This is a genomic window from Polaromonas sp. A23, from assembly GCF_002001015.1.
In the GTDB taxonomy this organism is placed as follows: Bacteria; Pseudomonadota; Gammaproteobacteria; order Burkholderiales; family Burkholderiaceae_C; genus Polaromonas.
The window spans coordinates 134,984-158,967 of the sequence record NZ_MUNO01000037.1 but is presented as its reverse complement, the minus strand read 5'-3'; the positions used below and the strand labels follow the sequence as shown (position 1 = coordinate 158,967).

General features: G+C 60.4%; 15 protein-coding genes. 10 read left to right on the top strand and 5 right to left on the bottom strand.

The annotated features are described in order from the left end of the window. The first annotated feature begins 298 nt into the window (after nt 1-298). On the top strand, nt 299-775 hold the full coding sequence (greA, locus tag B0B52_RS17625) for a transcription elongation factor GreA (protein WP_077594975.1): 477 nt from the start codon (nt 299-301) through the stop codon (nt 773-775). A gap of 12 nt (nt 776-787) precedes the next feature. Next, nucleotides 788-1,225: a DUF4149 domain-containing protein gene (locus tag B0B52_RS17620; protein WP_077594974.1), complete on the top strand. Its 438-nt coding sequence runs from the start codon at nt 788-790 to the stop codon at nt 1,223-1,225. Between the two features lie 79 nt (nt 1,226-1,304). Here the strand turns inward: B0B52_RS17620 and folD are convergent, their stop codons facing one another. The 3 genes from folD to B0B52_RS17605 all read right to left on the bottom strand — a co-directional run bounded on the left by folD (nt 1,305) and on the right by B0B52_RS17605 (nt 5,480). Continuing rightward, nucleotides 1,305-2,171: a bifunctional methylenetetrahydrofolate dehydrogenase/methenyltetrahydrofolate cyclohydrolase FolD gene (gene folD / locus B0B52_RS17615; protein ID WP_077594973.1), complete on the bottom strand. Its 867-nt coding sequence runs from the start codon at nt 2,169-2,171 to the stop codon at nt 1,305-1,307. An 84-nt stretch (nt 2,172-2,255) separates the two neighbouring features. After that, nucleotides 2,256-2,882 (bottom strand): response regulator transcription factor, encoded by a 627-nt coding sequence (locus B0B52_RS17610; RefSeq protein ID WP_077594972.1) that lies wholly within the window; start codon nt 2,880-2,882, stop codon nt 2,256-2,258. 36 nt (nt 2,883-2,918) lie between these two features. Then, entirely contained in the window at nt 2,919-5,480 is a 2,562-nt protein-coding gene (locus B0B52_RS17605; RefSeq protein ID WP_077594971.1) for a PAS domain S-box protein, read from the bottom strand. Nucleotides 5,481-5,753: 273 nt separating this feature from the next. Here B0B52_RS17605 and aceE point away from each other — a divergent pair, with 273 nt between their 5' ends. From aceE to B0B52_RS17560, 8 genes are all read left to right on the top strand, one after another. Next, nucleotides 5,754-8,504, top strand: a complete 2,751-nt coding sequence (aceE, locus tag B0B52_RS17600) for a pyruvate dehydrogenase (acetyl-transferring), homodimeric type (protein WP_077594970.1) — start codon at nt 5,754-5,756, stop codon at nt 8,502-8,504. A 44-nt stretch (nt 8,505-8,548) separates the two neighbouring features. Next, nucleotides 8,549-10,213 (top strand): dihydrolipoyllysine-residue acetyltransferase, encoded by a 1,665-nt coding sequence (aceF, locus tag B0B52_RS17595; protein WP_077594969.1) that lies wholly within the window; start codon nt 8,549-8,551, stop codon nt 10,211-10,213. 189 nt (nt 10,214-10,402) lie between these two features. After that, nucleotides 10,403-10,987, top strand: coding sequence for an MFS transporter (locus tag B0B52_RS17590; RefSeq protein ID WP_077594968.1), 585 nt, complete (start codon nt 10,403-10,405; stop codon nt 10,985-10,987). A 28-nt stretch (nt 10,988-11,015) separates the two neighbouring features. Continuing rightward, nucleotides 11,016-12,833 carry a dihydrolipoyl dehydrogenase gene (gene lpdA / locus B0B52_RS17585; protein ID WP_077594967.1) on the top strand — a complete coding sequence of 606 codons (1,818 nt, stop codon included), beginning with the start codon at nt 11,016-11,018 and terminating at the stop codon, nt 12,831-12,833. A 554-nt stretch (nt 12,834-13,387) separates the two neighbouring features. After that, a complete protein-coding gene (locus B0B52_RS17580; protein ID WP_077594966.1) occupies nt 13,388-14,800 on the top strand; it encodes a reverse transcriptase family protein in 1,413 nt (470 codons plus the stop codon). A 723-nt stretch (nt 14,801-15,523) separates the two neighbouring features. Then, the gene (locus B0B52_RS17570; protein ID WP_077594965.1) at nt 15,524-17,230 is read left to right on the top strand and encodes a ShlB/FhaC/HecB family hemolysin secretion/activation protein; all 1,707 of its coding nucleotides are present in this window, start codon (nt 15,524-15,526) and stop codon (nt 17,228-17,230) included. A gap of 110 nt (nt 17,231-17,340) precedes the next feature. Continuing rightward, complete coding sequence (locus B0B52_RS17565; protein ID WP_168173581.1) at nt 17,341-21,330, top strand: filamentous hemagglutinin N-terminal domain-containing protein; 3,990 nt, start codon at nt 17,341-17,343, stop codon at nt 21,328-21,330. 155 nt (nt 21,331-21,485) lie between these two features. Further along, nucleotides 21,486-22,484, top strand: a complete 999-nt coding sequence (locus B0B52_RS17560; RefSeq protein ID WP_077594963.1) for a tripartite tricarboxylate transporter substrate binding protein — start codon at nt 21,486-21,488, stop codon at nt 22,482-22,484. A gap of 23 nt (nt 22,485-22,507) precedes the next feature. Here B0B52_RS17560 and B0B52_RS17555 read toward each other — a convergent pair whose 3' ends face one another. Continuing rightward, nucleotides 22,508-23,266: a DUF4239 domain-containing protein gene (locus B0B52_RS17555; protein WP_077594962.1), complete on the bottom strand. Its 759-nt coding sequence runs from the start codon at nt 23,264-23,266 to the stop codon at nt 22,508-22,510. 91 nt (nt 23,267-23,357) lie between these two features. Then, nucleotides 23,358-23,912 (bottom strand): C40 family peptidase, encoded by a 555-nt coding sequence (locus tag B0B52_RS17550; RefSeq protein ID WP_077594961.1) that lies wholly within the window; start codon nt 23,910-23,912, stop codon nt 23,358-23,360. Nucleotides 23,913-23,984 lie beyond the last annotated feature (72 nt).

Here is a 23,984-nt window from a genome sequence, read left to right as displayed (position 1 = left end):
CGCGTAACTCCCGAGGCCTTGCAGGCCGCGGCTCACGAGACGCTTTGCCTCTGTCGCCCGTCCAAGCCAGCGCAGGCAGGCTTGGAGCCGTGGGCTCCAGCCCCTCAGGGGCCGCTGCGCCTGCAGACTGGCAAGCCAGCTTGGCTGGTAGGGGAAGACCCCATCGGTGTTTGCTTTGCCGTGGCTTGCCTGGATGGTTCTGCTCCCGATTTTTTGCATTAAACTGGCGCCAAGACAACATGTAATGACGCCGCCGCCAGGTGACTGGTGGCGGTTTCGCTTTTGGAGGACTCAAACCATGGCAACCATTCCTATTACCAAACGGGGCGCAGAAAAGCTCAAGGTCGAACTGCACCAGCTCAAGACCGTGGATCGCCCCTGGGTGATCAACTCGATTTCCGAAGCCCGTGCGCAGGGTGACCTGAGCGAAAACGCTGAATACGATGCTGCCAAGGACCGCCAGGGTTTTATCGAAGGCCGTATCCAGGAAATTGAAGGCAAGCTGTCGGCTGCGCAGATCATCGATCCTTCCGAAGTCGATGCCGGCGGCAAGGTGGTGTTCGGCTCGACCATCGAGCTCGAAGACGAAGACACCGGCGACAAGGTGACCTACCAGATCGTGGGCGAGGACGAGGCCGACATCAAACTGGGCCTGGTCAACATCAGCTCACCAATTGCGCGTGCGCTGATCGGCAAGGACGAGGGCGATACCGCCGAGGTGCAGGCACCGGGCGGCATCAAGCGCTACGAGATCATTGCGGTGATGTACATCTAGCCTTCTGCACGCATGAAATCACGCCTGAGCATTGTGCTGGCCGCCCTCTGGTGGGGCAGCCTGACGGGCTTGGGGTTTGTCGTGGTGCCCATGCTATTTGCCCATCTGCCCAGCCCGGCGATGGCCGGCACCATGGCGGCAAAACTTTTCACTGCGCAAACCTGGCTCAGCATTGCCTGCAGCTTCCTGCTGCTCCTGGTTCTCAATAAAAACAGGGCTCAAGCCCTTTCCCCGCTTGCGCAAGCTGCTATCAAATATGTAGTGGCCGGCCTGTTGCTGGCGGTGCTGGTGGAGTTTGGCGTGGCACCGAACATCGTCACTGCGCGCGCCAGCGGCGGTGACCTCCGCTTCTGGCACGGCCTGGGCACGGCGATGCATATCGCGCAGTGGCTGGCCGCCGGCTGGACCTTGTGGTGTCTGAGCCGCTCGACGAACGCCGGCGAAGCTTGAACCGCTTCTGACAAGCAGGGGCCGCGGATCCGGCTCCGCCGGTCCGCAGGCGCAGCGGCCCCCACGGGGGGGCAGGGAGTTACACGGAGTGAACGACCGTGGGGGCTTTTTCAGCGGCCTCAAGCGTATTGACCAGCAGCATCGTGATGGTCATGGGCCCGACGCCGCCGGGTACCGGCGTGATCCAGCCGGCCACTTCCTTCACGCCGTCAAAATCCACGTCGCCGCAGAGTTTGCCTTCGTCATTGCGGTTCATGCCCACGTCGATCACCACCGCGCCGGGCTTGACCATGTCGGCCGTCAGCACATTGCGCTTGCCCACGGCAGCGACCACCACATCGGCCTGAAGCGTCAGGGCCTTGAGGTTTTGCGTGCCGCTGTGGCAGATGGTGACCGTGGCGTTTTTCTGCAGCAGCATCAGCGCCATCGGCTTGCCGACGATGTTGCTGCGGCCTATCACTACCGCATGTTTGCCCTTCAGGTCATAACCAATGCTTTCCAGCATCTTCATGCAGCCATAGGGCGTGCAGGGCCAGAAGCCGGGCTGGCCGACCATCAGGGCACCGGCGCTGGCCACGTGAAATCCGTCGACATCCTTGGCGGGCGAGATGGCTTCAATCACCTTCTGCGCATCGATGTGCGCAGGCAGGGGGAGTTGCACCAGGATGCCGTGGATGGCCGGGTCGCGGTTCAGCGCGTCCACGCGGGCCAGCAAATCGGCTTCGCTCAGTGTGGCTGGGTGGCGCTCCAGCACCGAATGCAGGCCGCTGTCTTCGCAGGCCTTGACCTTGTTGCGCACATACACCTGGCTGGCCGGGTTTTCGCCCACCAGCACCACGGCCAGGCCCGGGACGATGCCGCGTGCACGCAGCGCGGCGGCGCGCCGGGTGACATCTCCGCGCAATTGTTTGGACAGGGCGTTGCCATCAATGAGTTGTGCAGTCATGGTTCCGTTCTTCAAGTAAAAACGCCCGCTGGTCAAGTAACCACGGGCGCAGTCAGCTATCTAAACGATAGCGGCAAGAAAAGTTCAGGCCTTGGGTGCGCTCGAACCCAGGGCGATTTTCAGCAGGTCGGCCACGGTGTTGGCGTTGAGCTTTTCCATGATGTTGGCGCGGTGCGCCTCCACCGTCTTGATGCTGATGCCCAGGTCGTCGGCGATCTGCTTGTTCAGGCGACCGGCGACGATGCGTTCGAGCACCTGGGCTTCACGCGAGGTCAGCTTGGCGAGTAGGGCGTCGCGGCTGGCGGACTGCTGGTGTTCGCTGAAGGCTTCCTTGGCCTGGTCCAGCATGCGTTCAACCAGGCTGACAAGGGCTTCTTCCTGAAAAGGCTTCTGGATGAAATCCATGGCGCCTTTCTTCATGGTGTTCACGGCCATGGGCACGTCGCCATGGCCGGTGATGAAGACGATAGGCAAGGGCGATTTGCGTTCGACCAGGCGGTCCTGCAGTTCCAGGCCGGTCATGCCGCCCATGCGGATGTCGACGATCAGGCAGGCGACCTCGCGCGGGTCGTAACGGCTGAGGAAAGTTTCGGCGGAGTCGTAGCATCGGACGCGGTAGTCCTTGCCTTCGAGCAGCCACTGGAGCGAGTCACGCACGCCCTCGTCGTCATCAACGACATAGACGGTACCTTTTTTCGGAATCAAGCTCATGCCAAACCTTTGCGTGGACGGTATCGAAATACCTTGTCAGGAAATGCCAGTTGGGGTGGCGGGCGCTTCTGCAGCGGCGGCTGGCAAAAGCAGGGGTGTCACAGGAATCCAGAAGGTAAACCGGCACCCCACCACTTCGTCACCATTGTAGAGGTTCTCGGCCTGCATCCTGCCCTGGTGCGACTCGACAATGCTGCGGCACAGTTTCAGGCCGATGCCCATGCCTTCGGCCTTGGTCGAGTAGAAGGCTTCGTAGAGGCGGCTCATTACCTCGGGCGACAGTCCCTTGCCCGAATCCAGCACCGAAAACTCGATCACATCCTGGTCAGCGATGTTCTTCGGCACCACGCGCAACTCCACACTGCGGCGTGCGGTGGGCCGACGTGCCTGCGCGATCGATTCGGCACCGTTTTTCATCAGGTTGATCAGCACCTGCTCGATCAGGATGGGGTCCACCATCACGGACGGCAGGCGCGCGGCGATGTAGTGGCTCAGCCGCACGTTGTGGCGGCGCAGTTCAATGTCGGCCAGCTCCATTGCGTTGCTCACCATGGTGGCAACGTCGGACGAGGTCCGGTTCGGCTCGCTGCGTTTCACGAAAGAACGTATACGCTGGATGATCTGCCCGGCGCGGTGCGCCTGCTTCGCGGTTTTCTCCAGCGCTACCAACAAGTCCTCGTTGCTGATCTGTTGGCCCTTGATGCGCGACACCATGCCGTTGCAATAGTTGTTGATGGCCGTCAGCGGCTGGTTCAGCTCATGCGCCACGCTGGACGCCATCTCGCCCATGGTGATCAGGCGGCTGGCAGACTGCGCTCGTTCGGCTTGCTGGGCGGCCTGCTCTTCGGCATGGCGGCGCGGCGTGATGTCAGTGGCAATCACCATCTGCGCCAGCCGGCCGTCCACCCAGGTCAGGTAGCGCGAGCGCACTTCCAGCCATTTGCCGAGTTCGGGTACAAAAATCTCGGCATTTTCTGTCTGCGCGGCGGTCAGCGTATCCGTTGGAAAGCCCGCCAGGCCGTCGACAGCATCCAGGGTGTCGTCGGTCGGTGTCACAGCGGGCACGCCAGCCTGGGCAATCAGGTTCATGTGCCCGGCGACTTCGCCGCCAAACCAGGCGCGGTACAGCTTGTTGGCAAACAGCAGCTCTTCGCTGCCCAGCGGCGCGACCGACACGGCGGCGTCCAGGCCCTCCAGCACCGTGGTGAAGCGTTCGTAGGAGGCTGACAGCTCTTCGCGGACCCGCTTGGGCTCGGTGATGTCGGTGACCGAGGTCATCCAGCCGGTTTGCTGTCCACGCGGGTCGATCAGCGGCGAGACATACATGCGGGCGTCGAAAATCGCGCCGCTTTTGCGTTTGATGTGTACCTCGAAGCCGCCCGGCGTGGAGCGGCCGTGCAGCTCGTCGTCAAGCCGCGCCGCCAGTGTTTCCCTGTCCTGTTCGGGCCAGTAAGGGAAAGGGGCGGTGCGGCCCACCAGCTCGCCCTCGCTCCATCCGGTCATCTGGCAAAACGCCGGGTTGACGTAAGTGATGCGGCCCTGCAGGTCGAGCGCACGCATGCCAGTCAACATGGAGTTTTCCATCGCCCGGCGGAAATTGGTCTCCGAGATCAGCGCTTCCTGCGCCTGGACGCGGCGACGGGTGTGGCGCCAGGTGCCCAGCAGCATCCAGACCGTCAGCGCACTCAGCGCACTGACCAGCCAGAAAAAACCGCTGCCGACCACGCCCAGAGAAGCGCGATACCCTTGCGCCTTGAGCAGCAGGCCATTGCCGACGGGGGACACGGGAATTTCGTACTCCTGGGCCTCGTCGGACAGCGGCAGCAATCTGGCCGCCCGGTTTCTGGCCGGCGGCAGGTGGCCTGCCAACACCTTGCCCTGGTCATCAAGCAGCGCTACTGCATATTTGGCGGTGACCTCATTGGGCACACCAAAGCGCAGCAGTCCGTCGATGGAATATTCACCCATGATGACGCCATCAAATCGACCCTGGTCGTCCAGTGGCACCTGCAGCTGCAGACTGGGCGCGTTGTAGCTGGAGTCGTCCTTGACCGTCAGCGGGCGTGAATAAACAGGCTGGCGCAAATCACGCGCCAGGCCGAAGGTGCTTTCCGTCTCACCGCGCTTGAGCTGTTCGCCCGCCGACTGCACCTGCGATGCATTGGCGCTGGGCGAAACGTAGGAAGATTTCACCCGGCGGCGCGAATCAATCCAGGTGACCGACAGAAGTTCGGGGTATTGGTTCACCAGCGACTCTGCCTGTGCGATGAATTCATCGCTGTCTACATCCTTGTTGGAGACATCGCGGCCCAGCCGCATCAGCTGTTCCTGGCGCTCCAGCAGGCGAAGGCGCAGCCTTTGCTGGGCGTATTCAACGTCGCGCTTCACCGCCTGTTGTTCGCGGTCAATTTCCTCGACGCGCAGGTAGGCAAATGCCGCAATCACGGCAGCCAGAAAGAGCATCACCGCCAACAGGGGGCCGAGCGTAACGAAGCGGTCCTGCCTCGTCGGCGATTGGCGGCGCCACCAGCGCCGCCAGCGGGTCAGCGGCGTGCTGCCCGGCGGCGAGTCAAAGGTGGAGTTTTGGGGCAGGGTCATGTCGGGCTGACAAGTTTAAGTGAGTTCCTTTGAGGTGAGGCCTTTCATGGGCTTCTGCCCCGCAGATTTGTGAGTGGAGGGCGAGAAACTTCAGGTCCGGCAGTGCTCAGATACGGTCTTTAATGCATTTCATAATGCGAAAGTAAAAAGCACTATTTGAAATTTTGAAAAAAATGTGGGAAACTAGAGGCTTGAATCTAAATTGCGTTAACGTGATGAAGACGCCAGTCAATCAACAGCTAGCCAACTAGCTACCAGCAGGAGACAAAACCAATGGCTGCAAATCCGGAACAGGCACGTGTCGACACTTTGGGCAGTGCCGCCAATGACGTCCAGGACAAGGACACCCAGGAAACCCGTGAGTGGATGGACGCGCTGTCCGCCGTCATCGAAAGCGAAGGTCCCGAGCGTGCGCATTTCCTGCTCGAGCAACTCCTGGAGCACGCCCGTCAGAAAAGCATCGACATGCCTTTCTCGGCCAATACGGGCTACGTCAACACCATCGAGGCTGATCACGAAGAGCGTTCCCCTGGCAATCTCGAGATCGAAGAACGCTTGCGCGCCTATATGCGCTGGAACGCCATGGCCATGGTGGTCAAGGCCAACCGACTCCATCCAGCCGACGGCGGCGACCTGGGCGGCCACATCGGCTCCTTTGCCTCGCTGGCCAGCCTGTTCGGCGCCGGCTTCAATCATTTCTGGCACGCAGAGAGCGAAAACCATGGCGGCGACTGCCTCTACATCCAGGGCCACGTGTCGCCCGGTGTCTACGCCCGCGCTTACCTTGAAGGCCGTCTGACCGAAGAGCAATTGCTCAACTTCCGCCAGGAAGTCGACGGCAAGGGCCTGTCCAGCTATCCGCACCCCAAGCTGATGCCCGAGTTCTGGCAGTTCCCTACCGTCTCGATGGGCCTCGGCCCATTGATGGCTATTTACCAGGCCCGTTTCCTGAAGTACCTGCACGCCCGCGGCATCGCCAACACTGAAAACCGCAAGATCTGGGTTTTTTGCGGTGACGGCGAGATGGATGAAGTTGAGTCGATGGGCGCCATCGGCCTGGCCGCGCGCGAGAAGCTCGACAACCTCGTCTTCGTCATCAACTGCAACCTGCAGCGCCTGGACGGCCCTGTGCGCGGCAACGGCAAGATCATCCAGGAGCTCGAAGGTGAGTTCCGCGGTGCCGGCTGGAATGTCATCAAGCTCATCTGGGGCAGCAACTGGGATCCGCTGCTGGCGCGCGACAAGGACGGCGCGCTGCGCAAGGTCATGATGGATACGCTGGACGGCGACTATCAGGCCATGAAGGCCAATGACGGCGCCTATGTCCGCAAGCACTTCTTCGGCCAGGACCCACGCACGCTCGAGATGGTCGCCAAGATGAGCGACGACGACATCTGGAACCTGCGCCGCGGCGGCCACGACTCGCAAAAGGTCTATGCGGCCTTCCACGCAGCCGTCAAGCACGAGGGCCAGCCTACCGTCCTGCTGATCAAGACCGTCAAGGGCTTCGGCATGGGCAAAATCGGCGAAGGCAAGAACAACGTCCACCAGACCAAGAAGCTGGCCGACGAAGACATCAAGGCTTTCCGCGACCGCTTCAATATCCCGATTCCCGACAGCCAGCTGGCCGACATCCCGTTCTACAAGCCGGCTGAAGACACGCCCGAGATGCGTTACCTGCACGAGCGCCGCAAGGCCCTGGGCGGCTACCTGCCGCATCGCCGCGTTAAGGCCGACGAGCAGTTCACCGTGCCGTCACTCGAAACCTTCAAATCGGTGATCGAACCCACGGCCGAAGGCCGCGAAATCTCGACCACGCAAGCCTATGTGCGCTTCCTCACGCAGTTGCTGCGCGACCAGGCCCTGGGCCCGCGCGTGGTGCCCATCCTGGTGGACGAAGCCCGCACCTTCGGCATGGAAGGCCTGTTCCGCCAAATCGGCATCTACAACCCCGATGGCCAGAAGTACACGCCGGTCGACAAAGACCAGGTCATGTACTACAAGGAAGACAAGCAGGGCCAGATCCTGCAGGAAGGTATCAACGAAGCCGGCGGCATGAGCAGCTGGATTGCGGCGGCCACCTCGTACAGCACCAACAACCGGATCATGATCCCGTTCTACGTGTACTACTCGATGTTCGGCTTCCAGCGCGTCGGCGACCTGGCCTGGGCGGCCGGCGACATGCAGGCGCGCGGTTTCCTGCTGGGTGGCACTTCGGGCCGCACCACGCTGAACGGCGAAGGCCTGCAGCACGAAGACGGCCATAGCCACATCATGGCGGGCACCATTCCCAACTGCATCAGCTACGACCCGACCTTCGCGCATGAAGTCGGCGTCATCCTGCACCATGGCCTCAAGCGCATGGTGGAAAAACAGGACAACGTGTATTTCTACCTGACGCTGCTCAATGAAAACTACGCCATGCCCGGCCTCAAGGCCGGCACCGAAGAGCAGATCATCAAGGGCATGTACCTCTGCAAGGAAGGCGCCAACGTGCCATCGAAGGGCACCTCCGGGCCTGCGCCGCGCGTGCAACTCCTCGGCTCCGGCACCATCCTGCGCGAATCCATTGCGGCGCAGGAGCTGCTTGAAAAAGAATGGGGCGTTGCCGCCAACGTGTGGAGCTGCCCGAGCTTCAACGAGCTGGCCAGAGACGGCCAGGATGCCGAGCGCTGGAACCTGCTCCACCCGAGCGACAAGCCCCGCGTGCCCTTCGTAGGCCAGCAGCTCGAAAAGCACGCCGGCCCTGTCGTGGCGTCTACCGACTACATGAAGGCCTACGCCGAGCAGATCCGCTCCTTCATTCCCAAGGGCCGCACTTTCAAAGTTCTGGGCACCGACGGTTTCGGCCGCAGCGACTTCCGCAGCAAGCTGCGCGAGCACTTCGAGATCAACCGCCACTACATCGTGGTTGCGGCGCTCAAGGCTCTCAGCGAGGAAGGCACGGTCCCGGTCGCCAAGGTGACTGAAGCCATCAAGAAGTACGGCATTAAGGCCGACAAGATCAATCCCCTTTATGCTTGATATACAACCTTGCGTAGAAGCCTGAAGCAATCGGAGACAAGAACATGGCATTGGTAGATATTCAAGTTCCTGACATCGGGGATTTCGACGAAGTGACGGTGATTGAGCTGTTGGTCAAGCCCGGCGATACCGTCAAGGCGGAGCAGTCGCTCATCACCGTGGAGTCCGACAAGGCATCCATGGAAATCCCGTCCAGCCATGCTGGCGTGGTCAAGGAGCTCAAAGTCAAGCTGGGCGACAAGGTCAAGCAGGGCTCCGTGGTCCTGACGCTGGAAGTGGCCGGCGCCGAAGCCGCCCCTTCAGCATCAAAACCGGCTGCGGCCCAGACTACACCTGCGCAAGCTGCTAGTAAATCTGTAGCAGCACCAGTCCCGGCGCCGGCGCCTGCTGCAGCCCCCGCCGCTTCCGGTCCGGTGGAAGTCCGTGTGCCCGACATCGGCGACTTCAAGGACGTGTCCGTCATTGAAGTCCTGGTCAAGCCAGGCGACACCATCAAGGCCGAGCAGTCGCTGATCACCGTGGAGTCCGACAAGGCTTCGATGGAAATCCCGTCGTCTGCCGCAGGTGTGCTCAAGGAACTCAAGGTCAAGATGGGCGACGTCGTCAACATCGGCGACCTGCTGGCCATCCTGGAAGGTTCCACGGCTGCAAGCGCATCGCCCGCACCAGCCCCCGCTGCCGCGCCGGCCGCAGCATCTGCTGCTGCCCCTGCACCGGCAACTTCATCCGCTCCAACGAGCCAGCCAGTCCACAACCCCACCACTGCGCCTCAGGGCAATCTGCCGCATGCTTCGCCCTCGGTGCGCAAGTTTGCGCGCGAGCTCGGTGTACCGCTTGGTGAAGTCAAGGGCAGCGGTCCGAAAGGCCGCATCACGCTGGACGATGTACAGAGTTTTACCAAATCCGTCATGGCCGGCGACGTGCGTACCCAGGCACAGGCGGCCAAGGCGCCTGCCTCGTCAGGCGGCGGTGCAGGTTTGGACCTGCTGCCGTGGCCCAAGGTCGACTTCACCAAGTTCGGCCCGGTTGAGCGCAAGGACATGTCGCGCATCAAGAAGATCAGCGGCGCCAATCTGCATCGCAACTGGGTGATGATTCCGCATGTCTGCAATCACGACGATGCCGACATCACCGAGCTCGAAACCTTCCGCGTGCTGATGAACAAGGAGAACGAGAAGGCCGGCATCAAGATCACCATGCTTGCGTTCCTGATCAAGGCGTCCGTCGCGGCACTCAAGAAATTTCCGGAGTTCAATGCCTCGCTTGACGGGGACCAATTGGTCCTCAAGCAGTACTACAACGTTGCGTTTGCGGCAGACACACCGAATGGCCTGGTGGTCCCGGTCATCAAGGACGCTGACAAAAAAGGCGTGGTGCAGATCTCGCAGGAAATGGGCGAGCTGGCCAAGAAAGCGCGCGACGGCAAGTTGAGTCCGGCGGACATGCAGGGTGCCTGTTTCACAATCTCTTCGCTGGGCGGCATTGGTGGGCGTTATTTCACGCCCATCATCAACGCGCCGGAAGTCGCCATTCTTGGCGTGTGCAAGTCCAGCACGGAGCCCGTCTGGGACGGTAAGGCCTTCCAGCCCCGCCTTATGCTGCCGCTCTCCCTGAGCTGGGACCACCGCGTGATAGACGGCGCGGCCGCGGCGCGTTTCAATGCCTACCTGGGCCAGATCCTGGGCGACTTCCGCCGGGTATTGCTTTGACCCCCACGCTTTTCACTTCGTGTAATGCGCGAGGCCTTGCAGGCCGCGACTCGCGAGACGCTTCGCCTCTGTCGCCTGTCCAAACCTGCTCAAGCAGGTTTGGAGCCGCAGGCTCCAGCCCCTCGGGGGCGCTGCGCCTGCGGTCTGGCAGAGCCAGTCCCGCAGCCCTGGCTTGAAGGGATTCGCTTCATGACGACTTTGGTTGCCGTGAGGAAAGCCGGGCAGGCCGTGATTGCCACGGATGCGTTGATCACTTTTGGAGATACGCGTCTGACCAATCGCTTCGAGGTCAACGACAAGATCTTCAAGGTCGACTCCCCGACCGGCGGCAGTTACGTGGGCATGGCTGGCACGGCGGCGCATTTTCCTGTGCTGCGCAAAGCCATGATGGCATTGCCCAAGGACCAGCTTCGGCTGGGCAGCAAAGACGAAATATTTGACACCTTCAACAAGCTGCATCCCGTGCTGAAGGAGAGTTTTTTCCTGCAGACCAAGGAAGATGACAACGACCCCTACGAGTCCAGCCAGCTGAGTGCCCTGATTGTCAATGCCACCGGCATTTACGGCATCTACAGCTACCGAGAGGTCTTTGAATTCAAGGAATTCTGGGCCATCGGTTCGGGTCGCAGCTTTGCGCTTGGCGCCATGCATGCCACCTGGGGCAAGGCCAAAACGGCGCGTGAGGTGGCATTGGCCGGCGTGCACGCGGGGTGCGAGTTTGACAAAAATTCCGGTGGTCCGGTAGAACTGTTCACGGTCAAGCTGAAAAAGTAAGCGGACCATATTTGCGGAGACAAGAAACATGGCATTGATAGACATCACCATTCCCGACATTGGCGACTTCGACGAAGTTTCCGTTATTGAACTGCTGGTCAAACCCGGCGACACCATCAAGGCTGACCAGAGCTTGTTGACGGTCGAAAGCGACAAGGCCTCGATGGAAATTCCATCGAGCCACGCCGGCGTCGTGAAAGAGCTGAAGGTCAAGCTCGGCGACAAGGTCAAGCAAGGGTCCGTGGTGCTGGTGCTTGATGCGGCGGGTGCTGCAGCTCCTGCTTCAGCACAAAAACAGGCGCCAGCCCCAGCCGCGCCTGCGCCGGCAGCTCCTGAAAAAGTAGCAGCGCCAACGGCGGCCAGTTTTGGCGGCAAGGCTGACCTTGAGTGTGATTTGCTGGTACTGGGCGCCGGCCCTGGCGGTTATTCGGCGGCTTTCCGCGCGGCCGACCTCGGTCTCAAGGTGGTACTGGTCGAGCGTTACGCCACCCTGGGCGGTGTTTGCCTGAATGTCGGTTGCATCCCGTCCAAAGCCCTGCTGCATGTCGCCGCCGTGATGGACGAGGTCAAGCACTTTGACAGCCTGGGCGTGAGTTTTGGGGAGCCCAAGCTCGACATCGGCAAACTGCGCACCCACAAGGAAAAAGTCGTCGGCAAGCTGACCGGCGGGCTGGCCGCCATGGCCAAGATGCGCAAGGTGACGGTGGTGCGCGGCTACGGCAGTTTTGTCGGCGCCAATCATGTCGAGGTTGAGGAGACCTCCGGTGGCGCGCAGGAGAAAAGCGGCAAGAAGCAGACCATCACCTTCAAGAACTGCATCATCGCGGCCGGTTCGCAGGCTGTGCGCCTGCCTTTCATGCCTGAAGACCCGCGCGTTGTCGATTCGACCGGTGCGCTGAACCTCAAGGAAGTCCCGAAGCGCATGCTCATCCTGGGCGGCGGCATCATTGGCCTCGAGATGGGCACGGTCTACAGCACGCTGGGCGCGCGTCTCGACGTGGTTGAGATGATGGACGGCCTGATGCAGGGCGCCGACCGCGACCTCGTCAAGGTCTGGCAGAAGATGAACGCGCCACGGTTCGACAACATCATGCTCAAAACAAAAACCGTCGGTGCCAAGGCAACTGCCAAAGGCATCGAGGTGACGTTTGAAGGCGAGGGCGCTCCGGCGCCGCAAACTTACGACCTCGTGCTTCAGGCCGTGGGCCGCACACCCAACGGCAAGAAGATTGCGGCCGAGAAGGCTGGCGTTGCCGTGACCGACCGCGGCTTCGTTCCGGTGGACATCCAGATGCGCACCAACGTACCGCACATTTTCGCCATCGGTGACATCGTGGGCCAGCCCATGCTGGCTCACAAGGCCGTGCATGAAGCGCATGTGGCTGCCGAAGTAATCGCCGGTGAACTGCAGGGCAACAAGGAACTGGCCAGCGCAGCCTTCAACGCCCGCGTGATCCCCAGCGTGGCCTACACCGACCCTGAAATCGCTTGGGTTGGCCTCACTGAAGACCAGGCCAAAGCACAGGGCATCAAGGTCAAGAAAGGGCTGTTCCCGTGGAATGCTTCCGGCCGCGCCATTGCCAATGGCCGCGACGAAGGTTTCACCAAGCTGCTGTTCGATGACTCTCCAGAAGCGCATGGCCACGGCAAGATCCTGGGGGGTGGCATTGTCGGCACCCATGCCGGCGACATGATCGGCGAGATCGCACTGGCCATCGAAATGGGCGCAGATGCTGTCGATATCGGCAAAACCATCCACCCACACCCCACGCTCGGCGAAAGCATGGGCATGGCGGCGGAAGTGGCGCATGGCAGTTGCACCGATTTGCCGCCTACGCGCAAGTGACGCTAAAAAGTTGCCAGAGGCGCTACCAGGTCAGTAGCCTGCCGCGCAGACACCGCAAGGGTTGCGCGGCTTTCTTATGGGTTGAATCTGAATGCAGTCCTGAGAAAGCCTTACGCAACCCTAGGCTGGCATGTAGCTGATGCCTTGCATACGCCGGTTCGGCACTCCGATCTTCAGGTAAAAAGTGCCTCTGGCCCTTATCCGGTGAGCGCAATCAGCTATTAAATTGATAGCGCTTTGCGTTCTCTTGGTTGGCATATTTTTTTGACACGCGCGGGCCGCGTAGACGCACATCAAAAGCATTTCCTGTTGTTTTGGCACCTTCACAGCGCTGGACAACAGCTCGTTGCAAGGAGCAAGCCATTAGAATTTCGGCGACGCCAGCATTTCAAGTGTTGCGAGCGGGACGCGATTCGTTGCTGCCTGTCCGCGCCATGGGGTACCCCCATGGTTGTTTTGTACTTTGTGATTTCGGCGCGTGAGCGGCATGCGCATTCTGCGCACCGCGCTCACGCAGGACCTGCTGGTTGGGATGCTGGTGTCAACTCAATTCCATGCGCGAAGCCAGCTTCCGACATTTGATTGCACGCGGCCTGGCTCGCGCACTGCTCGCCGATGCGGACAAGGCGGGTGGCACCACCTTGGGCGCCCTTCAGGCCAGGGCTGCAGCAGCCCTCGGGCAACGCCCTGCGTGGCTGCGAGAGTTGCTTGAACCGCTGGCTGTTCTGTCGGCCATCACATGGCAGAAATTTGATGTCATCTCGCTTGCGCGACGGCTGGAGGATTCACCTGCCTTTGGATTGGCCTTCGGAGCGGAGGACGAAGAAGAAGCGGGGGATTCCGATGAGCTGCAAGGTTCCCTGTCGGACGATGACCGGGATGACCCCGAGCCGGAAAGGCCACCACGAATTCGCCGGTTGATCCTGCGACCGGCGGTGATGCGCCCCCGGCCGATGGGGCTGGAGGCTTGCACTTTGCCCGACATTGCAACGAATGCGGATCTTGCATGCTGGCTCCAACTCCCACCCGAGAAACTGGGTTGGCTGGCCCCGGCGACGCCGGCAGTTGTTGAGCACTATCGCTACAGCCTGCAGCCCAAGCAGACCGGTGGCCTTCGGTTGCTGGAGACGCCCAAGGTAGAGCTCAAGCGTGTGCAGCGTCACATCCTGCATACGCTGCTGAGCCAGGTGCCTGTGCATGAAGCCGCGCACGGTTTTACCGTCGGTCGCTCAGTCAAAACTCATGCGGCAGCTCATGTCGGGCAAGCCGTGGTGATCCGTTTCGATGTGCAAGATTTCTTTGGCAGCGTAGGGGCAGCCCAGGTCAATGCCATCTGGCGCACGCTGGGCTACCCCGAAGGTGTGGCGCGAAGCCTGACCGCGCTCTGCACACACCGCACGGCAGGGATGGTCGTCGAGCGTTTGCGCGACGATGGCGGACTTGACTGGATAGGGGCCAAGCGCCTTGGTTCTGCGCATTTGCCGCAGGGCGCGCCCACCTCACCGGCGCTGGCCAACCTCTGTGCTTTCAATCTCGATTTGCGGCTTGAGGGATTGGCCTGGGTGTTCGGCGCGAGCTATACGCGCTACGCCGATGACCTGGTATTTTCAGGTCCAGAGTCGCTGCGACAGCAGTTTCGCGCCTTGCACGCCTGGGTTGCAGAAATTGTCCGCGATGAAGGCTTTACCCTGCATCCGGACAAGACGCGTTGCCTGCCCCGGCATCAGCGGCAGCGCGTGACCGGAGTCGTGGTCAACATGCGACCGAATGTCCCGCGTGATGATTTCGATCGGCTTAAAGCGTGTTTGCATCAAAGCGTGCTGCACGGCCCGGTGTCGCAAAACAAAGATCGACTCGCCGACTTTCGTTCGCACCTGCTGGGCCGGATCGGTTGGATCGCGCAATTCAGCAAAACGCGGCAGGCCAGACTCATGCGCCTGTTTGAGCAGATCAACTGGTCGACCTGAAGGCTGCTAGGGCCGCACACCGGGCGACTCCAACGCCATGCCTTTCGCGCGGGCATTCAGGTACAGCTCCAGCGCTACCAGCTCTTGAGCGCCACAGGGCAAGGGGTTCGGCGCGCACACCGCTCATGCAGTTGCGCAGGCGCCGCTGCAGCGAACCGAGGGCCTGCCACTCCTGCCGGTAGACCGGGTACCGGTCGGGTGGGCCTGTGGGATCAGGCTGCTGCCCAGACGGCCTCCGGCATTGTTGTCGTGGCATTGCGCGCATGAAAGGTTGAGCTGGCCCATGCGCTGCACAAAACGCAGCTGGCCCTGCTGCCGGAACGGCTCGAGCCGCTTGTCAGCCGGAGACACAGTGCAACAAGAGTTGTCTGTTTGTGTTTTCGATTTCCCGTTTCAATGACTTCGCACGAGCAGATAAAAAAAATTATTCAGAAATAGAGAATCTGGCGTGAGCCGATGGGAATAGACCGGAGGTAAACAGCGCGCCTCCGAAAGCATGGTTCTATAAAACAGAAGCTCGCAACGATGTAAGTCGTAAGAATTCAAGACGATCGTTCCTCGTAAAGGAGGAGGTTGAGAAGCGTGCGAATTAATCACTTTCTCCCGGCGATTTTTCATTTCACAATTGGTTACCGTGAACTAATTAACGGAAAGCCGGAGCCCTCCGGACACTGTTGGGACATCCCTCTTCAGTACATCAAGCGTGTTTTCGGGGATCAAAGCATGAAAAGTTCGGATTGTGTGGGCCTGGAACTATCGCGCGCGCCGCTTGCTGTGCTGTTGATATTTTTGTTCGCGAGTCAGGCCCTTGCGCAACCAGCCCCTTCCACTGCCGACCCGGGCCACCTTCGCGAACGGTTTGACATTCAGCCACAACCCGAGCCCGAACCTGCGCCTACCGAGCGAAAGGATCAGCAGCCGGACGCGTTGCCGGATTCGCTCCGGGCCATTCGTGTGACCTTGAAATCGATTGAAATCGAAGCTGCAACGGTATTGCCTGACGGAGTGTTGCAGGCGCAGGCAGACAGCTATACGCAGCGGGAAATCACAGGCAGCGACATCCTCACGCTGGCGTCGACCTTGACTGCGATGTACCGCAATGCGGGTTACATGCTCTCGCTCGTGGTCATCCCGCCGCAGTCGCTGGCCGAGGGCACGCTCACCTTGCGTGTGATCGAGGGCTACATCGACCGTGTCAATGTGCAGGCCGCCGAGGGCGTGAGCCCGAATGTCGGTGCCAGGCTGGCGGCGATCGGAGAAGAAATCAGGGCATCGCGGCCATTGCAGGCTTCTGTGCTTGAACGCTATCTGCTGATCGCCAATGATTTTCCAGGGGTCGAGCTGCGCAGCGTCCTCACGCCCTCGAAGACGCCGGCAGCGGCCGACCTCACCCTGATTGCCCAGGTGAAAACCTTTGAAGGTTTTGCTGCCCTGGACAACTACGGCTCGCGGTACCTTGGTCCAGGTCAGCTCACGGTCGGGTTGATCGGAAATCAGCTCCTGGGAGTGAACGATCAGTGGCGGGTGATTGGCGTGGGCACGGGTAATTCCGAAATGGCCTACGCCCAACTGTCTTACAGCCAGGTGGTTGGTGCCAATGGGCTCAAGTTGTCGGCGGCGGTGTCAAGGGCCCGTACCCAACCGGGCGACATCCTCAAGTCGTTTGATGTGCGCGGCAGCGCAGATGCGTTTTCCCTCTCCATGAGTTACCCCTTGCTGAGGACGCGCAATGAGAGCCTCATCGCGCGCGCCACCTACGACCATTCCGATGTTCACACCGATATTTTGGGAGCGCGGGTGATCGAGGACCGAATACGGGCATTGCGGCTTGGTTTGAGCTGGCGCCTGCTGGACAGCCTTGATGGGCAAAACAATCTGGAGCTGGATTTCAGTCAGGGCCTGGGCGGCACTGAAGAGTCGGAACTGCTTAAAAGCCGGGTGGGCGCGAAGGGCGTTTTCAACAAGCTGGTTTTTGACTATGAACGCACGCAGTTTTTTAACTCCAACTTGAGCCTGGCGATCGGTGTGGGTGGGCAGTGGGCCAACACGCCGCTGCTTTCCTCCGAACAGTACGCCCTCGGTGGCCGTCGTTATGGGCGCGCCTATGAGCCTGCCGAGCTGGTAGGCGAGCGCGCTCTTGCCTTCCGTATCGAGCCGCGTTATGCCGGGGCCATCAACTCGCCAGGCTTCAGGTCTTACCAGGTGTTCGGCTTTTACGACATTGGCAAGGTGTGGAAGCTGGGCTCACCAACACCCGGCGTGCCCAGCAGCCAGAGCTTGGCTTCAGCCGGCCTGGGTATCCGGCTTTTCATGCAGAAAAACACCGTGGCGAGCCTGGAGGCGGCATTCCCTTTGACCAAATCCATAGCGAGTGACGGAGGCAACCCCAGGGACGTCAGGCTTCTGGGTTCCATGCTGGTCCGGTTCTGAGTCTTACTTTGTTTAACGGCTTTTTCCTGAATTGAGGTGACTCCATGAAAACGGTTCTTCGGCCCCACGCGCGCCCTCCGCACAACCGAAGGCAAAGATCCAGAGCCTTCATGCTGAAGGCGTTGCCGTCGGCGATGATGCTGGTTTTTGCACAGCCTGGGTGGACCCAGACCAACATCAATGCTGGCGGTGCCACCGGCCTGCCGGTCAATGGCAGCGTGACCGCGGGAACCGCCACGGAAACGCTTAACAACGGTACCCAGCTCACCATCACCCAGTCAACCAACCGGGCGATCATTCACTGGAATTCGTTCAATATCGGCGCGGGAAAGACAGTGGAATTTGTTCAACCCGGTGCGACCGCTGCCGTCCTGAATCGCGTGACCGGTGCGGCCAATCCATCGGAGATATTTGGCACGCTCAATGCCAATGGCATCGTGATGCTGATGAATACCAACGGCATTGCATTCAAGCCGGGTTCCTCCGTCAATGTGGGCTCCCTCATTGCCACCACGGGGGTGGTTGATGAGGATCATTTCTTCAATAGCGGTAACGGCAACGGCAACGGCAATGGAAATGGCAACGGAAACGGAAACGGAAACGGAAACGGAAACGGGCCGATCCAGGTCCGCATTACGCCGGGTACCGGCGGCAGTATCATCAATGAAGGCACTATCACCGCGGCCGCCGGCGGCCTGATCGCTCTTGTGGCGCCGTCGGTGGTCAACAAGAAGCCTATCACTGAGGCCGGCGGGATCATCAGTGCGGTCAGCGGGACCATCGCCCTGCTCGGCACCGACTCAGCCACCATTTCACTGAACAACGGTTTGTATGAGTTCGCGTTGCCCCCTGGTGCAGCCGGAGTTGCAGTGTCGAACATGGCTAACGCCAGCTTGAACGCCGCAAACATCCAACTCGGCGTGGGGGATGCAGCCAACCTGTTGTCGGGTGTGATTAACCTCGAAGGCGTGCAACAGGCGACCAATGCCATCATCGTTAACGGCCATACCGTGGAGCTCAAGTCGGCGCTGCAGGCGCCGAACCTCAGCGGCAATTCGAATATCGTGAATGTTTCCAGTGGCGCGCGCATTCAGGACGCCGTCAAGATCGCAAAAACCGGCGTACCGGGGGCTGGGGGAACGGTCAATGTCGGCGCGGGCACCTACGCCGAACAGGTGGTTCTCAACAAGGCCAACATGACCATCGCCGGGCAGGCGGGGGCCAATCTCAATGTCGCTGAAGGTCAAACCGGATTTGAAATCTCGGCCAATGGCGTGAAGGTCGAGGGCATGCAGATCACTGGTCCATACAGCCAGAATTTCACAACGGTCAACTGGAATGCTGCGCCAACAACGACCGGCATCACCGTGAAGGAAAACGTTTCCAGCGCGCGCATACACAACAACAACATTAAAAATGTCCGGATTGGCGTACAAGTTCTGGATAACGCCGCAGTCGAAGTCACCGGAAATACCTTCGACAACACCAAGGGCTCGATTCTTGTGCGCTCCGACAACGTGACGATGTCTGGGAACACCAGGGGCCCGTCGGGAAACGAGTGGGATATCGTGTTTTTGAACCACGTAACCAACGGCGCTTACTTTACGTCTCCGCATGTCAGCCAGACGGATTATGGCGCGGGCATGATGGCGATGTCTCGCGCCAATGGCGACATGCACATTCTTGACCGGCGCTACGGCTCCAACGGACTTCTGGGCTCAACACCGCAGTTCGGAAACCGCACCCACATTGTTGTCAGCGCAGGCTCGAACTTCACTGCGGTGGATGATTTCAATCTCGGTAATGGGCTCGGCAATGCCCGCCAGCCCCTGGGTTTCATAGGTGACGGCATCAATGCGGTCGTTTCTGGCGGGGTCGTTGAGGTCAAAGCCGGTACATACGCCGAGAGCCTGAGCATCACGAAGGCGCTGACCCTGCAGGGAGCGGGCGCCGGGCAATCCGTGATAACACCTGCCACCGGTGATGCGGTCGCAGTGAGCGGCAATATCGGTGCGTCTGCCGAAGTACTTATAGACGGTTTCACCTTTCGCAATGCGCCAGGCTCAGGCGTACGGGTTGCGAACAACACGGTCCTCAACAGGTTGACAGTCCGGAACAGCGATTTTCTTCATAACGGGAAATTCGGCTTCTTTGCCGACGGTTTGGCGACGGCGGGTATCCCGGGGCTTCAGAATGTTTCGCTTCTCAACAGCACGTTCACCGGCAACGGCGCGCCCTACACAAGCGCCACTTCGCTAGGCCAGGGCGACATCAATTTCAACTACTACAACGGCAACGCAACACTGAAGGATCTGCGAATAACCGGCGAGACCGAATTCGTTGGAATCCAGTTCCGCGGCTACCACGACAACGTTGCGAGCGGAGGCGTTCATGATGCCGGTACGCTTGAGTTCGACAACGTCACCATTGAAGGAAGCTTCCGTCGCCCAAGCGGCAGTGCCGGAACCTGGAATCCGCAAGGCCCAGGCGACGCGATTCACCTGCTTGAGTACAGGTCAGTCGCCAACGTATCTTTCAACAATGTAGTCATCAATCCGTCAGTGGGCCACGGCATGTTCCTGGAAGGGCTGGGCTCGACACTGGACATCGGCAATACCCGCTTTGGCGCGCCCGACAGCGCGATCTCCGGCACGGGCAGCAACCCGACGCGGTCGTGGAATATCTACGCGGGCTCCAATGAGCGAAACAATGTGAAAACCAATGTCAATGCGACACGCGCCAGTTTCACCGGGGCCGCCAACGGCTTTGCCATCGAAGATCGCGTTCACCATGCGCTAGACGTTGCGGGGCTTGGCGTCGTCAGTTGGGACGCAGGCAATCTTTATGTCACACAAGCCAGCGGAAGCATCCAGCGCGGTGTTGATACAGCAAGTACAGGCAACACGGTAAACGTCGCCGGCGGTGTTTTTGCTGAAGACGTGGTGCTCAATGACCGCTACAACCTGCTTTTCAACGATACGCGCTTGCGCAGCCTGACGCTCAATGGCGGTGCGCAAGGATCCGGTATCGGCGGTGCGGCAACCGCGGAAGGCGCGGGCGGCTTCCTGTTTGATACGGCGGTCAATCTGCTGGCCGATACCACGCTGACCACGCTGGGCGCGAACATTTCCTTCAATGGCGACATCCAGAATGCAGGCGGTGCTGCACGCGGTTTGCGCCTGATCGCAGGATCGGGCGGTACCCGCGGCAACGTGCACATGACAACAGGTGGCTCGGAGGCAAGTCCTCTTGGCCAGTTCGATATCAGTGCCAATGAGTTCAGCCTCGCCAGTACCTTGTGGGTCAAGGGTTACAAAATTGATGCACTCGGCAAAGTGGCCCTGAGCAATCACACCTTGCGCGCGCAGGACGTTAGCGCGGCAAATACCTTGAATGCCGGAGGCGACGTGACAGGGTCGACCATCAGCCAGGGCAGCGTGGCGGTTACCAGCGCAGGCGATATCAGCGGAAATATCAGCGGTACCAACGTGGTGGCAGAGGCTCAAGGTGACATGAATGTGGTGGTGACGGCCTCACAGACCGCATCGTTGACGGCTGACACCATCGTCGCCACCATCACAGCGGCAGACGTGGTGGCGGACTCTCAGGGCAACATGAACGTGGTAGTGGCAGCCTCCAATTCCGCATCTCTGGCGGGCGACACGGTGACGGCCAATGTGACTGCGCCCGTTGTGGCTGTTGAAGCCGTCAACGATGCGCAAATTTCTGGCTCCGCGTCACAAATCACACTGGATGCGCCCAGGGGCAGTGTCAGCGGCAGCTTCGGGCAGGTGACCAATTCCGGCGGGGGGCTTCTCAACGTGAATGGCAAGCCACAGGGGAATCAGACGCTGTCTAACAACACGGAGAACAACCGCGTCATTCCCAGCAGCAACACGGTGGACGACGCCGGTTCCGACCAGGGGGGTCTTCAGGTGGCCAGCGCCAGTGGCTTCGCGACTCTGGGCGAAAGCGGCGGCGTCAGCCTGAGTTCACCCGAAGCTGCGGGCGACGCCATCGACAGCGGCAAGGCGGTCGAGCTGGACCTGTCGCCGAAAAAACAGCGCGAAGAAGAGAAGGACAAGGCGGCCAAACCTTAGCTGTTGTCCGGTTCTCGTGGGCGCGTTCTGCTTTGCAGAATTGCAGGCGTCGCGCAGGTGTCAACCTGTCCCTTCAGACGCCCGACTCAGGGGCAAACCCCCGGGGTTGGTGCTGGAGGGATAGCCCAGAATAGGTTTCTTCTTATGGAGAAGCCATGCCTGAACTGAAGCCCCCGCACTCGTTGTCCCGTCGCCGTTTCAACCTGGCCGTCACGGCCGGTGCTGCGTCTGTCTGCGCGCCACTGTTTGCCCAGTCGGCATGGCCGAACAAGCCGATACGCATCATCGTGCCCTACACCCCGGGAGGCTTTACCGACCAGATGGCTCGCATGGTGCAGGCGGGTCTGCAAAACCGCTTGCAGCAGACCGTCACCATTGACAACAAGCCGGGCGCCAACAGCATCATCGGGGTGGACATGCTTGCCAAGGCACCGGCCGACGGCAGCACTTTTGCAGTGGTCATTGCCGCCTATGCGGCCAACACCACGCTGTATCCCAAGCTGCCTTATGACCCGCGCAAGGACTTGACCGGTGTTTCCCTGATGGGCGTGTCGCCGCTGCTGGCTGCTGTCAATAACGATGCGCCGTTCAAAACTGCGAAAGAGCTGATTGACTATGCCCGCGTCCATCCCGGCAAGGTCAGTTTCGGTTCATCTGGAAACGGCTCGGCAGCCCATCTGACCAGCGAGTTGCTCAAGGCCATCACCAAAACCTACATGGTCCACATTCCCTACCGGGGCGCAGTGCCGGCACTGACCGATTTGATCGGCGGGCAGATACAGCTGTTTTTTGATGCGCCGACGGGCTTGATCAATCAGGGCAAGGCAGGGCGAGTCCGGCTGATTGGCGTATCGAGTGACCGCCGCCTGCCGGCAATGCCCGATGTTCCCACCTTCATCGAGCAGGGGTTTGCGGGCTTCACCGGCAGCACCTGGGCCGGCATGCTGGCGCCCGCGGCGACGCCAAAAGACATCGTGCGGCGCATGTCGGAAGAAGTGGGGCGCATCATCCGCAGTGATGAAACACGCGCGCGGCTCGATGCCATGGGTACTTTCGGCGCGGGCGGAACGCCGGAAGAATTTGATGCATTTATTGCGCTTGAAACCACCAAATGGGCCAAGGTCATCAAGGACGCCGGCGTCAAGGCCGACTGAGTGAGCGCGGGTGAAAGTTTTTCTCAACCGCTTTCGTTCATGAGGCGCTGTCGCACCAGCTTGTAGGCGTCTGGCGAGACGCTTTCCTCTCCCCGAAACGGATTGTCCATGGCCGCGATGAAAAAAAGCATGAGACCGACAAACAGGGCCAGTATGCCCGACAGCGCCAAGTGAGCTGACAGCTTGTCGAGTGAAAAAAACCACAGCAGGGAAAAGTTCAATGCCGCTCCGATGCAAACCACCCACCACAGCACGCTGGACAGCGCGGTAGTGACGCTTTGCAGGCGCTGATAACGTGCCTCCAGGAACACATTGAACTGGCGCAGAGTCTCCGCGTGCACGATTTCATCGCGTCGGCTGGTCGGCTCGAAGGCCAGCAGATCGTGGTGCAGGGCCGTGACGCGGGCTGACCCGCCGGGGTGAATTTGGCCTTGCTGCTGGGCCGGCCAGGCCTCATTGATCAGAAAGTTGACATAGTCCTGCATGTGTTTCTGAAGTCGGCCACGCACCGGGTCGGGATAAGCCGACATGTCACGGTACAGGGTAGCAATGGAGGTTGCTTCCTTGCTGACCGTGGTTTCGACGTTGGAAAAATTTTGGTAAGTCGCAACCGCAATCAGGCCGAGCACCAGCCCGTAGAAGACACCGTAGGCCGACAGGAAGTAGCTGGCGAAGTCGTTGATGCCCGGTTCCGGGCCTAGCCAGCGGCGTACCCATGGCCGCAGCAGCAGCACGCCGCCCCAAGTGAACAGCAGGCATGCCCCGCAAAAAAGCGCCGCCATGGCGCTTATAGGAATGTCATATAGCCAGTAAAAAACAGCCCCTCCTTTCGCCGCAATCCGGCGCGCACATCTCGATGCCTGGTTGTTTTTGCTACTGCGGTGTTGCTGGAGGCTCCACCAAAGCCGCGTTGTTTACGCGCCGGGCGCCGTCAAATCGACGTGCCCAGTAAGACACGCTCATGCTTTCAACCCGGACTTCGGCACCGGGTTTGGGGGCGTGGATGAATTTCCCCTCGCCGACATAGATGCCGACATGGCTGAAAGCCCGCTTCATGGTGTTGAAAAACACCAGGTCGCCTGGCTGGAGCTCGTTCTTGTCGATGTTCTGGGTGGCTGCAGCTTGCTGCTCGGCGCGGCGGGGCAGCACCAGCCCAATGGTTTGTTCGTAAATGGCTTTCACAAAACCACTGCAGTCGACGCCGGCTTCAGCCGTATTGCCGCCGCGACGGTAAGGCACGCCAAGAAAGCCCATGGCGTTGACGACCAGCTCCGAAGCCTTGTGGCCGACGGACTGGCTCACCTGCCCAATCTTGCCCAGCAAGCCTTTGTCGGCCAGGAATTTGTCCATGTCGTCACCGGATTGGCCGGGCGCTGCGTGCGCCGTGGCGGCAAGCAGTAGGCTGGTGAGGAGCAGGGTTAAACGCATGGCCGCTAGGGTAATTGAAGGACCAGTCCTACGTCAAGCTAAAGTTTTTTCTAGATTGCCCTGTTAACTCAT

What these genes read in the sequence shown, in the direction of transcription:
- lpdA (WP_077594967.1), top strand. Translation starts at nt 11,016, where the DNA reads ATGGCATTGATAGACATCACCATTCCCGACATTGGCGACTTCGACGAA.
- B0B52_RS17570 (WP_077594965.1), top strand. Translation starts at nt 15,524, where the DNA reads ATGAAAAGTTCGGATTGTGTGGGCCTGGAACTATCGCGCGCGCCGCTT.
- B0B52_RS17555 (WP_077594962.1), bottom strand. Translation starts at nt 23,266, where the DNA reads ATGGCGGCGCTTTTTTGCGGGGCATGCCTGCTGTTCACTTGGGGCGGC.
- aceF (WP_077594969.1), top strand. Translation starts at nt 8,549, where the DNA reads ATGGCATTGGTAGATATTCAAGTTCCTGACATCGGGGATTTCGACGAA.
- B0B52_RS17620 (WP_077594974.1), top strand. Translation starts at nt 788, where the DNA reads ATGAAATCACGCCTGAGCATTGTGCTGGCCGCCCTCTGGTGGGGCAGC.
- B0B52_RS17560 (WP_077594963.1), top strand. Translation starts at nt 21,486, where the DNA reads ATGCCTGAACTGAAGCCCCCGCACTCGTTGTCCCGTCGCCGTTTCAAC.
- B0B52_RS17590 (WP_077594968.1), top strand. Translation starts at nt 10,403, where the DNA reads ATGACGACTTTGGTTGCCGTGAGGAAAGCCGGGCAGGCCGTGATTGCC.
- greA (WP_077594975.1), top strand. Translation starts at nt 299, where the DNA reads ATGGCAACCATTCCTATTACCAAACGGGGCGCAGAAAAGCTCAAGGTC.
- B0B52_RS17580 (WP_077594966.1), top strand. Translation starts at nt 13,388, where the DNA reads ATGCGCGAAGCCAGCTTCCGACATTTGATTGCACGCGGCCTGGCTCGC.
- B0B52_RS17565 (WP_168173581.1), top strand. Translation starts at nt 17,341, where the DNA reads ATGCTGAAGGCGTTGCCGTCGGCGATGATGCTGGTTTTTGCACAGCCT.
- aceE (WP_077594970.1), top strand. Translation starts at nt 5,754, where the DNA reads ATGGCTGCAAATCCGGAACAGGCACGTGTCGACACTTTGGGCAGTGCC.
- B0B52_RS17550 (WP_077594961.1), bottom strand. Translation starts at nt 23,912, where the DNA reads ATGCGTTTAACCCTGCTCCTCACCAGCCTACTGCTTGCCGCCACGGCG.
- B0B52_RS17610 (WP_077594972.1), bottom strand. Translation starts at nt 2,882, where the DNA reads ATGAGCTTGATTCCGAAAAAAGGTACCGTCTATGTCGTTGATGACGAC.
- folD (WP_077594973.1), bottom strand. Translation starts at nt 2,171, where the DNA reads ATGACTGCACAACTCATTGATGGCAACGCCCTGTCCAAACAATTGCGC.
- B0B52_RS17605 (WP_077594971.1), bottom strand. Translation starts at nt 5,480, where the DNA reads ATGACCCTGCCCCAAAACTCCACCTTTGACTCGCCGCCGGGCAGCACG.